Here is a 13,663-nt window from a genome sequence, read left to right as displayed (position 1 = left end):
GTTTTTATAAATGGGAACATTCCCATTTCTTAATTTTAATATTGCCATTCGAAGACAAAAAACAAAATGGGAACAGTCCCATTAATTGAGAATGATCACAGTATAATTTTAGAGCAGATCGTTTTAGTGTGGATTAACAAACGATAGGCTGTTGAGTAAAGTGAACCACTTCCTCATCACCATTTAATTGATTGATCAGCATGTTAGCGGACTTCTCACCTGCAAGGGTATAACCTGGGTCGACACTAAATACTTTAGGGAAAAGGAAAGAGAGCAATTCATTACCACCAACACCTGTCACAACCACGTCTTCACGGCCTAACTCTTGAAGACGCTTAATCACGCCCAACGCGATGGTGTCACTGGCGCACACGATGGCCTGAGTATCAGATTGAAGGACTTTGTCTACCAACTGATAAGCACTTTCATGGCTCAACTTACCCGTTTGGAAACAAGGTGCAATTTGCTTGCGTTGACACCAAGCTTTATAAGCATTTAGACGAGCTAAGCCAGTGGTTTTGTCTTCAGGATCAACACCAATATAAGCAATGCGAGATAAAGATTGCTGCTCAAGATGAGACAAAGCCATGTCTATCACACCTTGGTTGTCGTAGTTGATCGAAGAAACCATTTGCGTGTCCATCGCGATCACAACGATACGATTACCCCACTCTGCCAATGCTCGCTCATCACATCCAGTAAAACCAAACACGATCACCCCATCGACGTTGCGACGTTTAAGCACATCCAAATGTTCATTGGTTTTATCGCGATCGAATTGGCTCTCCATGATCACCGCATCATAACCAGCGGAATACAAAGCATTGAGCATGGTACCAACGGCGCGATTTTCTGATGGTGAGTCTAAACGGGAGATGATAACCCCAATAACTTTTTGGCTGCCGCCACGCATTGATTGCGCAGATTTGGACGGCACATAACCAGATTCACGAATGATTTGCTCAACCTTCTCTCGCGTTTGGGGTTTCACTTTTGGATCGTTAGTAAGCACACGGCTTACTGTTGATTTGCCCACGCCTGCCAATTTTGCGATATCAAGAATGGTGAGTTTTTTGCTCATAAGTGTTCAGACTAAAAGAAGGAATCAAACAAAAGGGAAGCAGTGGCTTCCCTTAACTCAGTCAGTAATGAAGATTACTTGTTTAAGTACGCAGGCACATCCGCAATGCTATCTAATACTACCGTTGCAATGGCTTCGCCCTGTTCTGTTACTGGCTTACCAGTGCGAACCAAAATCTTAGTGCCAACGCCTGCCGCTTCTGCTGCCATCATGTCTTCAGCTTTATCGCCGATCATCACAGATTTCTCCATGTCGATCTTCAAGAAGTCACGCGCAGAAATGAACATGCCTGGTTTTGGCTTACGGCACTCACAATCTTGCTTGTACTCGCCAATGCCATGTTCTGGATGATGTGGGCAGTAATAGATACCATCGAACTCAACACCATTATCAGCAAAGTTCCAATCCATCCATTGAGTCAGAGACAAGAAACGGTCTTCACTGAATTTACCGCGTGCGATGCCCGATTGATTCGTCACTAACACTAGAAGGTAGCCTTTATCTTTTAGCGCTTTCGTCGCTTCAAATACACCATCAATGTACTCAAAATCATGTTCGTCATGAACGTAGCCGTGGTCAACGTTTATCACGCCATCACGATCGATAAAAACAGCAGGTTTTGCCAAAACGTATTTCTCTATTAACTCGGTTTAATCAGATTATTACATACCTTATAAACTTCAACACTATCTAATTCATTCTAGGCCTCGACAAAACGGTTGATTTGTTGGGCAAGAATCGGTAAATCTGAGGGTGCCCCGCCGTCTACCTCCTGCTTGTTATCTATACATCTTCGTTTCAAAACAGAACATCCATACATTTAGACGTCTAGACGTAAAAATATCTATTGACTTCATTCTGCTTAACCCATAGCATCAACTGAAAATTGAGATAAAGCTCAACATTAAGTTCTGTCAAAGGCCGTTTTTGACAGCGAAGTTCCCCGTATCTTTGGGCAGGTTGAAACATGATAGAAATAAAAAACGTCAATAAAGTGTTCTACCAAGGCAGTAAGGAAATCCTTGCCCTGAAAGACATTAACCTACACATCGACAAAGGCACTATCTTTGGTGTTATCGGTTCATCAGGTGCTGGTAAAAGTACGCTGATCCGCTGTGTCAACATGTTAGAAGCGCCGACCTCTGGTTCCATCATCGTTGATGGTGTGGATCTAACCAAACTCAGTAAAAAACAACTAGTCGAAACACGCCGTAACATTGGCATGATCTTCCAGCACTTTAACCTGCTTTCGTCTCGTACTGTGTTTGATAATGTGGCATTACCCCTAGAACTGGCAGGTAAAGACAAATCGCAAATCACAACAAAAGTAACTGAGTTGCTAAAGCTTGTAGGCTTAGCCGACAAACACGAGAGCTACCCATCTAACTTAAGTGGCGGACAAAAACAGCGTGTGGCAATTGCTCGTGCATTGGCATCCGATCCTAGCGTGCTGCTTTGTGATGAGGCCACTAGCGCACTAGATCCGGCAACAACTCAATCTATCCTTGAGTTATTGAAAGAGATCAACCGCAAACTCAACATCACGATTTTACTTATCACTCACGAAATGGAAGTCGTAAAAAGTATCTGTCACGAAGTAGCAATCATCGGTGGTGGTGAGCTAGTGGAAAAAGGCACCGTTGGCGATATTTTTGCGCACCCTAAGACAGAGCTAGCGCACCAATTCATTCGCTCAACGCTGGATCTTTCCATTCCTGAAGATTACCAAGCTCGTCTGCAAGCAGAGCGTGTTGATGGCAGCTACCCGTTGGTTCGCTTAGAGTTTACTGGCGCAACCGTCGATGCACCGTTAATGTCGCAAATTTCTCGTAAATACAATATTGATGTGAGTATTTTGAGTTCCGACCTTGATTACGCTGGTGGCGTGAAATTCGGCATGATGGTCGCAGAGCTATTTGGTAACGAAGAAGATGACAACGCAGCTCTTGAATACCTGCGTAAGCACAACGTAAAAGTAGAGGTACTTGGTTATGTCCTTTAATACTATTTCTGAATGGCTGAGTTTAAACAGCAAACTACTTTTAGGTGCAACGTGGGAAACGCTTTACATGGTTGCGGTTGCCGGATTAGTCGGCTTTGCTGTGGGTATTCCATTAGGCGTAATCCTCCATATTACTAAGAAAGGCGGCCTACTTGAAAACACCAAACTAAATAGCGGCTTAGGCGCTATCGTTAACATTGGTCGCTCAGTGCCATTCCTCGTATTGATGGTTGCGATTATTCCAGTGACAAAAATGCTGGTTGGAACCTTTATCGGTACAACCGCAGCAATTGTCCCACTGACTATTGGCGCCATTCCTTTTGTCGCTCGTCTTATTGAAGGTGCTTTATTAGAAGTACCGACAGGCTTGGTGGAAGCAGCGCAGTCAATGGGGGCGACACCAACACAGATCATCACAAAAGTTCTACTACCTGAAGCAATGCCGACTATTGTTAACTCAGTAACGATTACCTTGGTCACTCTCGTTAGCTACTCAGCTATGGCGGGTACGGTAGGCGGCGGCGGCCTAGGTGACGTAGCCATTCGTTACGGTTTCCACCGCTACGATGTAACTATCATGGCCGTGACTGTCGTGATGTTGATTGTTCTAGTACAGATTATTCAGTCTATCGGCGACGCAGTGGTGCGCCGTGTAGACCACAGATAAGCATCAAAAATACAAATTATAAGGAGATAAAGATGAAATTTAGCCTTAAAGGTCTTTTGACTGTAGCAACGGCCGCCTCTGCTCTTGCTCTAGCGGGTTGCGGCGACAAAGAAGTAGACGTAAACAAAGTAAAAGTTGGCGTTATTGCTGGTGCTGAAGCACAAGTAGCCGAAGTTGCCGCTAAAGTAGCAAAAGAGAAATACAACCTAGACGTTGAGCTAGTAACATTTACCGATTACGTAACACCAAACGCCGCTCTGGATGATGGTTCAGTAGACGCGAATGCGTTCCAGCACAAACCATACCTAGACCAACAAGTGAAAGACCGCGGCTACAAACTGGCTATCGCGGGTAACTCATTCGTTTACCCTATTGCTGGTTACTCAAAGCAAGTAAAATCAATTGATGAAATTCAAGATGGCGCACGCATCGCAGTACCAAACGACCCAACTAACCTAGGTCGCTCACTACTGCTTCTTGAGCAGCAAGGTTTAATTACGCTACGTGATGGCGTTGGTCTACTCGCTACAGTACGTGACATCGTAGGCAACCCTAAAAATATCGAAATCATTGAACTAGAAGCCCCACAGCTTCCACGTTCACTGGATGACGTAACGCTATCTATCATCAACACCACTTACGCAAGCTCTATCGACCTATCGCCAGAGCGTGACGGCGTGTTCGTTGAAGATAAAGACTCACCATACGTAAACCTAATTGTCGCTCGCGAAGAAAATGTTAATGCGCAAAACGTACAAAACTTCGTAAAAGCTTACCAAACGGAAGAAGTTTACGAAGCGGCAAAAGAGCTGTTCAAAGGCGGTGTTGTGAAAGGTTGGTAATCCCACTTTTCAAAACATGACCGAAAACAACGTTCTAAACATAAACGTTCTAAACCTAAAAGGGCTGATGTGAAAACATCAGCCCTTTCTATTTGTCTATCCGCCCATTTAAGTAACTTCAATTCGCTACTTAAGGTGGTCCCAAGAGATATTCGACACGATTCGGCAGTCATCACACTTAAAATGAAATATGTCATGTAGTGGCTCATCGAGTAGCCACTCGCCATCGCATTTTGGACACTTGCGCGCTTTCTCGCTCTCCAGCGACTGACCTCCGACACGATACTGGTAATAGTACGTAGGGATCTTCGTGATGTATTCGATACGGCCACGTAAGTCCCAACCTCGACGAAACAGCACACTATCCACATCGCAAATTTCGTGCAGCGCCGCATGTTCCGCTCGGCAACCCCCTGCCATTTGGATTTCATCACACGCTTGCCACTCAGTCTGCCACTTAATGACGGCTTTATGGTCTCCATTAAGTGTTGGCTCATTACGATACAAAGGAATTGGCAACAGGGTTTCACCACTTCGCAAAGGCGAACACGTATGAACATAAGTCGTGTACAACACTTGCCAGCTAGGTGTCTCTTCTTCGGCTGCTTGTTCTGAATTCAAATCACGCCCCAGCATACGCATTTTCGGAGCAAGCAAAGACGCATCCGACAAACGGTTCATGCACACTTTGACGAAATCTGAGTGATAACGTGGATGCAAGCTGTCTTGTTCTGGGCAAACAACACGAACGAAAAATTCACCTTCTCCCATCACTATCGGGAATTCACGACCTAATACTTGGCCGTTGTAACGCAGAGCATCCATCAAGCCATTAATGGCTTTGTCTACCGCGCTGACGGTGGTGTTATCAAAACACTCAAACTGCAACTCAACAACATACATACTTAGACGGCAGCCTCTAACTTATTCAAGAACTCAACCAATGAATCTGCCAATACATCACGTTTAGAGGTGCCCAAACGCTCTAGAATCACATTGCCAGTGAGGTTACAAATAGAAATCACATCCATTTCCTCATCTGTCGCTGCGATAAATACTGTTGGTTTAAGTTTCAAGCGGCGCTGCGTCACCAAATGACCAAGAATATTTTCTTGTAGACGCACGAAATCGTCATCGCTCCAGACTTGCAGCAGCGTCAACGAATTACCTTGCCAAGTTGCCTCCATATCAGCGCAGTATTGAGAACCATAAAAGGCTTTAACATCATCTTGCAGTGACAACTCAATCGCATTTTCCACATTGGTGAAATCGGCCATTTCATCACGTGCGACCGCTTTCCAAAGCACCTTTCCATCACGCTTCTCTTCGACACAAGGAGAAACAAGCTCTGCACTGCTTGGCAACTCATTGTGCTTAGCTTGCCAAGCTTGTTGGTAGCGCAGGCTGAACTCTTGTAGCGCCTGAGTAACGTTTTGGGTCATGAAGGTCTCCTCATTCCTTATTTATCAGATAGCCGTACTTGCCGGATGGCAATTGACCAGCGGATTCAGTAAAATTCTCGCCATTCTAATCGAAAACGACCACAAAGTATGAGCAAATATTCTGACGCTAAAGAGCTTGCTGGCCTAACACTAGGTAAAACGACCGAGTATGCGAACCAGTATGACCCAAGCTTGCTGCAACCAGTCCCTCGCAGCCTGAACCGAGATGACCTTCAGTTAGGCGATACTCTGCCTTTCATGGGGCACGACATTTGGACGCTGTATGAACTGTCTTGGTTAAATAGTAAAGGTTTACCACAAGTGGCCGTTGGCGAAGTATACATTCCAGCCACCAGCGCAAACTTGATTGAATCGAAGTCTTTCAAACTGTACTTAAACAGCTATAACCAAACCCGCTTTGCAAGCTGGGAAGAAGTGACTGAGCGTTTAACACAAGACCTGTCTGAATGCGCAGGTGAAAAGGTGCTGGTTGAGGTGAATCCAGTGACCCACTATACCAATCAACCTATCGTAACAATGGACGGTGAATGTATAGATGACCAAGACATTGACATCACCAGTTACGATTTTGATGCCGATTTGCTTGGAGGTGCGGCAGGTGAAGCACAAGTTGAAGAGGTGCTACATAGCCACCTATTGAAATCAAACTGTTTGATCACTAACCAACCCGACTGGGGCAGTGTAGAAATTCGCTACCAAGGCGCAAAAATAGATCGTGAGAAGCTGTTACGTTACTTAGTGTCTTTCCGCGAGCACAATGAGTTCCACGAGCAGTGTGTAGAGCGTATTTTTACGGATCTAATGAAATACTGCCAACCAAGCAAACTGACCGTATTTGCCCGCTATACGCGCCGTGGAGGCTTGGATATCAACCCTTACCGCTCAACGGAACAAGATAAGCCAGCTCACAATCACCGTATGGCTCGTCAGTAAACGCATAGGCAACAGAAATAAGTTCGGCAATCTAAAGGGTTGCCGGACGTTTTTATTGTCCAAGCATGTTACTATATCAAATGGCTTCAACCCGCATTTAAACGGCTAACTGAGGCTTTTCGCCGTTATCGCCATATCTAAAAACAGTTCGAGGGAACGAAAGGATGTTTTGGGACAGTTCGCGTCTATTCAAATTGATTGGCTTTCTTTGCTTGCTGTTTGTACAGCCACTTCATGCAACCATTTTATCGTCCGCGTTACTCAACGAAGCACAACAATTGGCGGAAATAGAGCCATCACAAGCAAAACAAGCGGCAACCAACTATTTGTCACAGCGTGAACTAACAGAACGCAAAGAAAGTGACAGCCCTTCAGCCATGTCTCGCGACGAAACAGATCGTAGCGTTCGCACACCAAGCAGCACCATCGAAGCGCACAAGATTATCGCTCAGGCAGATTACGCCATGGGTAATGTTCGTTCGGCTATCGAGCACCTAAATAAAGCGGAACGCTTAGCGCAAGAATATCAATTGCCGTACATGGACTTAGATCTCCAGCTGATGCGCAACCAAATGATTTGGATGTACGACGAAAACTACTCAAAAGCGGAAGATACGCTTAACCAAATTGAACAACAGCTCGATGAAGCCGATGCCGTATTACAACGCACCGACAGTGTTCGCTACCGACTAGTGATGCAAAGAGCACTCCTCGCTTCACATAGTGGCGATATCATTAAAGCGGAAAACTTGTACTCTGAAGCAAAGACCATGCTTGACGATAGCCGCTCTGAGTTAGCCTTGATCGACTACTACACAGCCGTCGGCGAGTTCTACCTCAATAGCAAGAAATACAATTTGGCTTTGTCAGAACTGCTATACGGTTATTGGCAATCTATTGAAAGTAACAGTGGTGCAAGGTTAGCAAAAGTGAATCGCCTTTTGGCTAGGCTCTTCCAGGAGCGACGAGTGTACGACAAAGCGATCGAATACTTATCTCAAGCCGCAGATTTTTATGACTCTTACCCTAGCTCTCCGATCCTAGCGGACGTCCTAGAGCAAATGGGCGACATCTACTTTTATCAGGGTAAGTTTAACCTTGCGTTAGTGCATTACTTCAACGTGCTTGACCATGAAAGTACCAGTAAGAACATCAATAGAATCATTAAAATTCGCTTAAGCTTGGCGGCTACCTACCTACAACTCTATAACTACGCGCTAGCAGAGCAGTACTTAGACCGCTCTAAAGAGCTTTTAGAATACACCAATATTCCTAAGCTTGAAGCAAAGGCTGCCCTGCTTCAGTCAGGTCTGGCTTATCATCAAAATGACAGTAAAGACGTCATTACTAATGCAAAGCTGGCGTTAGCGCTTGCTGAAAAGTCACCTGAAAATAACAACTTCATTAAGCAGCAGTCATACCGTTTACTTGGTTTGGGTTACGAGCAGGCAGGCGAATACAAACTTTCTCTGCAAGCTTATAAAAAATACACCAACCTCGTTCGTCTAGAACAAAAGCAGCTTAACCAAATCAGTGAGGATGCGTTCCGTCAGCAAAAAGAATTTGCCGAACAAACCATCCATTACATCGGTCAATCAGAACGCTTAGAGCAAGTGGAAAGAGAGCATCGTAAATTCCAGAAAATCTCATTTGCATTGTTTATTACTGTCTTGGTCATGTTTTTGTTCATTATGCGCCGTGGTGTCATTATGCAGCTCCAAGCAAGTGAAATCGAAAAACTACGTAACGACCTCTTCACCCACTCTCGCTCTCGTTTACGTAACTTGCGTATGCTGAATGTTAAGCTTTCTCGCTCATTGAAAAAGTCGAGCGAAACTTTCGAGCAATGGCAAATGGGTGAATTGATCCACGAACCACTTAATGATCGCCTACGCTTTGTTATGATCGATTTGCCATTCTTACGAAGCATGTACGTCCATAACGGCTATAAGGCAGGTCTAGAACTAGAACGGGCATTTGGCGACTTCCTTGCGGAAAAAATAGAAAAACCGTCGCGTCTTTACCATTTCTCAGATGCGAACTTACTCTATATAGAACCGAACGCTGACCGTGATGCTTCTGCCGAAGTCATGTTCGAAAAATTCCAGACTTGGGTGGATGAGTTCGCTCAGCAGCACAACGTCAATCGTATTATTCGTATGGGCATCAGTGATTATCCGTTCTTACCCCGAGCCTACACTGCAATTAACGATGAGGAATTACTCGATCTGTTGTTGCTTGCGACTCACATCGCACGAGAAGTCAGCTTGAAGGATAAGCAAAGCCACTGGGTGTTCTTAAAAGCCATCGATAATGCGCCTGCTGCTAGCTTTGCAACAGGTAACATAAGAACTGCCTGTCAACATGCCATTAGCCAAGGCCTGATCAAGATCCATTCGTCCTACAAGAATGAGGACGACATCAAGAAAATATTAAAAAATGGATAATTAAACGCCTGTTGAACGTAATAACTAATGACGCTATAAAGTTTTTTGTTATTATCAGATAATTGTCAGTAGTACATGGACTTAACCGTAGTCACTTCATGGGAATCTTGGAATCCGATATTCAGTCGCAGCTGCATCAGCTGAGTTGTCAACTTGACCAACTCAGACTGACTCATCGTGATACTTCACTCAAATTCAAACGTGAACAACAAGTTCTTAAACGCGTTGTGGCATCATTGTCTTCAGCTTGCCAGGGTTCGAACACTCAGGTATCCAACTACCTATTTGAAATCCAACAAGAGCTGCAACATCAAAAAGATATCAGCACTCTTATCCCGCGTTTAGCGGTATTAGAGAGGATGCTCAAACAGCAGTCGAAGACGATGGATAAACAGAACGGTTACCTTGACGAACAAATCAAGCACAGTGGTGAAACACTGCAACGTGTCACTGGCTTACCTGCGCAGTTAAAACGTGAACTACGGAACCTGATGAGTTTCTCTGAAGTTCACGCCAGCAATAAAGCTGATCAAGCCACTAAGCTACTGAGTATTTACGAACGCGCTCTGAAAATCATTACGTCTAATTCACGTCTACATCTTAGTGAATTTGAAAACAATCCTGACAGATCTCAACTTGAATGCTTGGCCAGCGACCTTCAACATACTATTACAGAGCTGGATTTCGAGGGAGAATCAGGCGATAGATTGCTGGATATTCGCGCTAAGTTGCTCCTTGGCGTGAGTGCCGAGTCTCTCATTGAGCTTACGCTCTCAACGCTGAAATTGGTTGTCGAAGCAACAAAGTTCGAGCGCGAGGCGTCTAGCCAATTCCTTGATCAGCTGAACACTTCTCTCGCAAGTAACCTAAAAACCGTTCATCAGAACGTCGACCAGCATCATACCTACTTTGAACACCGCCAAGAGCTCAACACAGAAATGAACAGCTTGGTTGAATTAAGCCAAAAGTCACTTAATCAAGCTCAAGATATCGCGGTTGTGAAAAAAGAAATCACGCCTCTTCTCGAAAAAATGGCGTCGCTGACAGAGCGACTGAAAATGACGGAAGAGCGAGAGCAAGCGCTGCAAGAGCGGTTAAGTTACAGTAAGAACCAACTCGAAGCGGTATTTGAAACTACGCAAGATTATCGTCGACGCTTAGATGACCAAGCTCAGCGTATGTTGCTCGACCCGCTGACTAAAGTTTATAACCGCACTGCATTTAACGATCGACTAGAGCTAGAGTATCGCCGTTGGATTCGCTCTCAGCAAAACCTTCGTGTTGTGCTATTTGATGTAGACAACTTCAAAGCGGTGAATGATAGCTATGGTTATACGGCTGGCGATAAAGCGCTGAAGATCATCGCTCGTACTATTAACAAGCGCGTATCAGAAACGGAAACAGTGGCTCGCTTTGGTGGCGAGGAGTTTATTCTACTCGTCCCGGAACAATCTGAAGAATACACACTGGATCTGATTAAGCATATCCAGCGTGATATTAGCCAATTACCCTTTAAGTTCCGTGAGCAAAATATCATGATTACCTTAGCTGCTGTATCGACGTCTTTCAAAGAGTCCGATACGCCAGAGTATGTGCTCGATCGTCTTGGCAAGATGCTTGCGGACGCTAAAAAACGTGGAACAAACCAGCTTAACTGGAGCTAAGATTCGTACAAAAAGCGAGCAAATAAACCAAATTTGGTGCAATCTACGCTTTATAACCACCCATTTTCAACGAGTTATCACATTTATTCCCTTTTAGTCTGCTAAGCTGTAAAAACCCAAGTCACTTCAAGATGATGTATTTATAAAAGGCAAATGTATCATCTTGAGGTTGCTTGGGAGTTGATAACCATAAAACCAAATCGGCCAACTACCTTTCATCAAACCATACGTATAACCCCAAAAAGGTAAGTTGGTACTTTCCCTCAAATTAATGCAACACAAGGAGGCGTTATGATTACCCATATAAGCCCCGCTGGTAGCATGGACTTGCTATCTCAACTAGAAGTAGAGCGCTTAAAGAACACAGCCTCGAGTGAACTTTATCAGCTGTACCGTAATTGCACATTAGCGGTGTTGAACTCCGGTAGCCATACCGATAACTCGAAAGAACTGCTCGATAAATACCAATCGTTTGATGTCAACGTCGTGCGTCGTGAGCGTGGTATTAAGCTTGAGCTGACTAATCCGCCAGAGCACGCTTTTGTTGACGGCGAAATAATTAAAGGTATCCAAGAGCATCTGTTCTCCGTATTGCGTGATATCGTTTACGTAAACATGCATTTGGCAGACGCCCAGCGGCTCAACCTTACTAACCCAATTCACATTACGAACCTCGTGTTCGGCATTCTTCGTAATGCCAGAGCATTAACTCCAGGTATCGCACCGAATCTTGTCGTATGTTGGGGTGGTCACTCTATCAATGGAGTGGAGTATCAGTACACACGTGAAGTGGGTAACGAACTGGGCCTGCGTGAACTTAACATCTGCACAGGTTGCGGCCCTGGTGCAATGGAAGGGCCGATGAAAGGTGCAGCAATTGGGCACGCAAAGCAACGTTATACTCAGCAACGTTATCTTGGTTTAACCGAACCCTCGATTATTGCGGCCGAGCCACCAAACCCAATAGTAAATGAGCTGGTCATCATGCCCGACATCGAAAAGCGCTTGGAAGCTTTCGTCCGTATGGCTCATGGTATCGTTATTTTCCCAGGTGGCCCGGGCACAGCGGAAGAGCTACTGTACATTCTTGGCATCATGATGCACCCGGATAACGCCGATCAGCCAATGCCTATCGTATTAACAGGACCAAAAGAGAGTGAAGAGTACTTCCGCTCTATTGATGAGTTCATTCGCGACACACTTGGTGAGGAAGGGCAAAAGCACTACGAGATCATCATTGACGACCCGGCAGAAGTCGCTCGTATTATGAAACGCTCCATGGACTCGGTACGCCTTCACCGAAAAGAGAAAGGCGATGCGTACAGCTTTAACTGGTCATTGAAAATTGAGCCAAACTTCCAACTGCCATTCGAGCCTACTCATGAGTCGATGGAACAATTGGATTTAAGCCTAGATCAAGAACCGCAAGTTTTAGCGGCCAACTTGCGTCAAGCCTTCTCTGGCATAGTGGCAGGTAACGTAAAGGCTGAAGGCATTCGAGAAATAGAACGTAGAGGGCCTTTCACCATTCATGGCGACGCAGTCCTCATGAAAAAACTCGATAAGTTGCTAAAAGACTTTGTCGAACAGCACCGAATGAAATTACCTGGCGGTTCAGACTACGAACCGTGTTATCGAATCGCTCACCCGGAAATTGGTGGTCGATAGTCAGGCTAGCATTCGTTACACTAGGGGCATTACGCCCCTTTTTTATTGCTAAGTCATTATGTCTATTCATCTTGTTATCATTGATGCCCTAAATCTGATCCGCCGAGTGCACTCAGCACAACCAGATCCAACCGACATAGCAAGAACCATAACCACAACGCAAAGAACCCTCACTCGCATTCTGTCAGAGGCCAACCCGACACACATCATCGCAGTTTTTGATCACCACGAACAAGACAGAGGTTGGCGCGCTGAAATTCTCCCTGACTATAAGCAAAACCGAAAACCAATGCCTCAGCCACTACTGCAAGGGTTAGATGCGATTCAACAAGCGTGGTGGGAGCAAGGTATTGATTCATTGCTTTCTGAAGGCGATGAAGCAGATGATTTGGTTGCTACACTCGCAACGAAAGTGGCCAGCCATGGTGAAAAAGTCACCATCGTTTCCACAGACAAAGGTTACTGCCAGCTACTTTCCCCTACCCTACAAATCCGTGATTATTTCCAACACCGTTGGTTAGATGAACCATTTATCGAAAAAGAGTTCGGCGTAAAACCAAATCAACTAGCGGACTACTGGGGATTGACGGGGATAAGCTCTAGCCAGGTTCCGGGCGTACCTGGAATTGGCCCGAAAGCAGCGAAAGAGATTCTCACTCAGTTTGAGAGTATTGAAGCTGCCTACGCTAGTGAAGATCTCGTACCGAAATACCGTAAAAAATTGGATGAGCACATTGAGTCTGCTCGTTTATGTAAACGCGTCGCCGCTTTAAAGTGCGATATCGAACTAGGCTTTAACTTGCAAGATATTCGCTTTGTAGGGCCAAACAAAGCGAAGTAGTGCCCGATGGTAGTTTCACACAATGAAATCCGGCAGATATTAAAAAAGCGCCATT

12 protein-coding genes are annotated in these 13,663 nt (G+C 45.0%); 8 read left to right on the top strand and 4 right to left on the bottom strand.

All coding sequences use genetic code 11. The features are described 5' to 3' along the window. Positions 1-133: 133 nt before the first annotated feature. Both treR and gmhB read right to left on the bottom strand, forming a co-directional pair. Positions 134-1,081: a trehalose operon repressor TreR gene (gene treR, locus R7D93_RS17315; RefSeq protein ID WP_005381960.1), complete on the bottom strand. Its 948-nt coding sequence runs from the start codon at positions 1,079-1,081 to the stop codon at positions 134-136. 74 nt (positions 1,082-1,155) lie between these two features. Continuing rightward, complete coding sequence (gene gmhB, locus R7D93_RS17310) at positions 1,156-1,707, bottom strand: D-glycero-beta-D-manno-heptose 1,7-bisphosphate 7-phosphatase (protein WP_005381961.1); 552 nt, start codon at positions 1,705-1,707, stop codon at positions 1,156-1,158. A 341-nt stretch (positions 1,708-2,048) separates the two neighbouring features. Between gmhB and metN the strand changes: the two genes are divergently transcribed. From metN to R7D93_RS17295, 3 genes are read left to right on the top strand one after another with little or no spacing between them, the layout of a single operon-like run. Further along, entirely contained in the window at positions 2,049-3,083 is a 1,035-nt protein-coding gene (gene metN / locus R7D93_RS17305) for a methionine ABC transporter ATP-binding protein MetN (protein ID WP_005381962.1), read from the top strand. Continuing rightward, positions 3,073-3,750: a methionine ABC transporter permease gene (locus R7D93_RS17300; protein ID WP_005383604.1), complete on the top strand. Its 678-nt coding sequence runs from the start codon at positions 3,073-3,075 to the stop codon at positions 3,748-3,750. The genes metN and R7D93_RS17300 overlap by 11 nt, the downstream gene beginning before the upstream one ends. Positions 3,751-3,782: 32 nt before the next feature. Continuing rightward, positions 3,783-4,592, top strand: coding sequence for a MetQ/NlpA family lipoprotein (locus R7D93_RS17295; RefSeq protein ID WP_005381966.1), 810 nt, complete (start codon positions 3,783-3,785; stop codon positions 4,590-4,592). A gap of 126 nt (positions 4,593-4,718) precedes the next feature. Here the strand turns inward: R7D93_RS17295 and R7D93_RS17290 are convergent, their stop codons facing one another. After that, a complete protein-coding gene (locus tag R7D93_RS17290) occupies positions 4,719-5,495 on the bottom strand; it encodes a Zn-ribbon-containing protein (protein ID WP_005383605.1) in 777 nt (258 codons plus the stop codon). 2 nt (positions 5,496-5,497) lie between these two features. Next, the gene (syd, locus tag R7D93_RS17285; RefSeq protein ID WP_213966980.1) at positions 5,498-6,034 is read right to left on the bottom strand and encodes a SecY-interacting protein; all 537 of its coding nucleotides are present in this window, start codon (positions 6,032-6,034) and stop codon (positions 5,498-5,500) included. A gap of 108 nt (positions 6,035-6,142) precedes the next feature. Here syd and queF point away from each other — a divergent pair, with 108 nt between their 5' ends. From queF to xni, 5 genes are all read left to right on the top strand, one after another. Next, the gene (gene queF, locus R7D93_RS17280; RefSeq protein WP_017821755.1) at positions 6,143-6,988 is read left to right on the top strand and encodes an NADPH-dependent 7-cyano-7-deazaguanine reductase QueF; all 846 of its coding nucleotides are present in this window, start codon (positions 6,143-6,145) and stop codon (positions 6,986-6,988) included. Between the two features lie 164 nt (positions 6,989-7,152). Next, positions 7,153-9,435, top strand: a complete 2,283-nt coding sequence (locus tag R7D93_RS17275) for a tetratricopeptide repeat protein (protein ID WP_225496904.1) — start codon at positions 7,153-7,155, stop codon at positions 9,433-9,435. Positions 9,436-9,533: 98 nt separating this feature from the next. After that, complete coding sequence (locus tag R7D93_RS17270; protein WP_005381978.1) at positions 9,534-11,099, top strand: sensor domain-containing diguanylate cyclase; 1,566 nt, start codon at positions 9,534-9,536, stop codon at positions 11,097-11,099. A gap of 291 nt (positions 11,100-11,390) precedes the next feature. Next, positions 11,391-12,767, top strand: coding sequence for a nucleotide 5'-monophosphate nucleosidase PpnN (gene ppnN / locus R7D93_RS17265; protein WP_005383611.1), 1,377 nt, complete (start codon positions 11,391-11,393; stop codon positions 12,765-12,767). 58 nt (positions 12,768-12,825) lie between these two features. Continuing rightward, on the top strand, positions 12,826-13,608 hold the full coding sequence (gene xni / locus R7D93_RS17260; protein ID WP_213966981.1) for a flap endonuclease Xni: 783 nt from the start codon (positions 12,826-12,828) through the stop codon (positions 13,606-13,608). Positions 13,609-13,663 lie beyond the last annotated feature (55 nt).

It is taken from the genome of Vibrio sp. YT-15 (genome assembly GCF_033337445.1).
Classification (GTDB): Bacteria; Pseudomonadota; Gammaproteobacteria; order Enterobacterales; family Vibrionaceae; genus Vibrio; species Vibrio alginolyticus.
This window is presented reverse-complemented; position numbering and strand designations above follow the sequence as displayed.

Bases quoted from the DNA above. Each gene is read 5' to 3' on its own strand.
- treR (WP_005381960.1), bottom strand. From the start codon at position 1,081: ATGAGCAAAAAACTCACCATTCTTGATATCGCAAAATTGGCAGGCGTG.
- metN (WP_005381962.1), top strand. From the start codon at position 2,049: ATGATAGAAATAAAAAACGTCAATAAAGTGTTCTACCAAGGCAGTAAG.
- R7D93_RS17300 (WP_005383604.1), top strand. From the start codon at position 3,073: ATGTCCTTTAATACTATTTCTGAATGGCTGAGTTTAAACAGCAAACTA.
- R7D93_RS17295 (WP_005381966.1), top strand. From the start codon at position 3,783: ATGAAATTTAGCCTTAAAGGTCTTTTGACTGTAGCAACGGCCGCCTCT.
- R7D93_RS17290 (WP_005383605.1), bottom strand. From the start codon at position 5,495: ATGTATGTTGTTGAGTTGCAGTTTGAGTGTTTTGATAACACCACCGTC.
- syd (WP_213966980.1), bottom strand. From the start codon at position 6,034: ATGACCCAAAACGTTACTCAGGCGCTACAAGAGTTCAGCCTGCGCTAC.
- queF (WP_017821755.1), top strand. From the start codon at position 6,143: ATGAGCAAATATTCTGACGCTAAAGAGCTTGCTGGCCTAACACTAGGT.
- R7D93_RS17275 (WP_225496904.1), top strand. From the start codon at position 7,153: ATGTTTTGGGACAGTTCGCGTCTATTCAAATTGATTGGCTTTCTTTGC.
- R7D93_RS17270 (WP_005381978.1), top strand. From the start codon at position 9,534: ATGGGAATCTTGGAATCCGATATTCAGTCGCAGCTGCATCAGCTGAGT.
- ppnN (WP_005383611.1), top strand. From the start codon at position 11,391: ATGATTACCCATATAAGCCCCGCTGGTAGCATGGACTTGCTATCTCAA.
- xni (WP_213966981.1), top strand. From the start codon at position 12,826: ATGTCTATTCATCTTGTTATCATTGATGCCCTAAATCTGATCCGCCGA.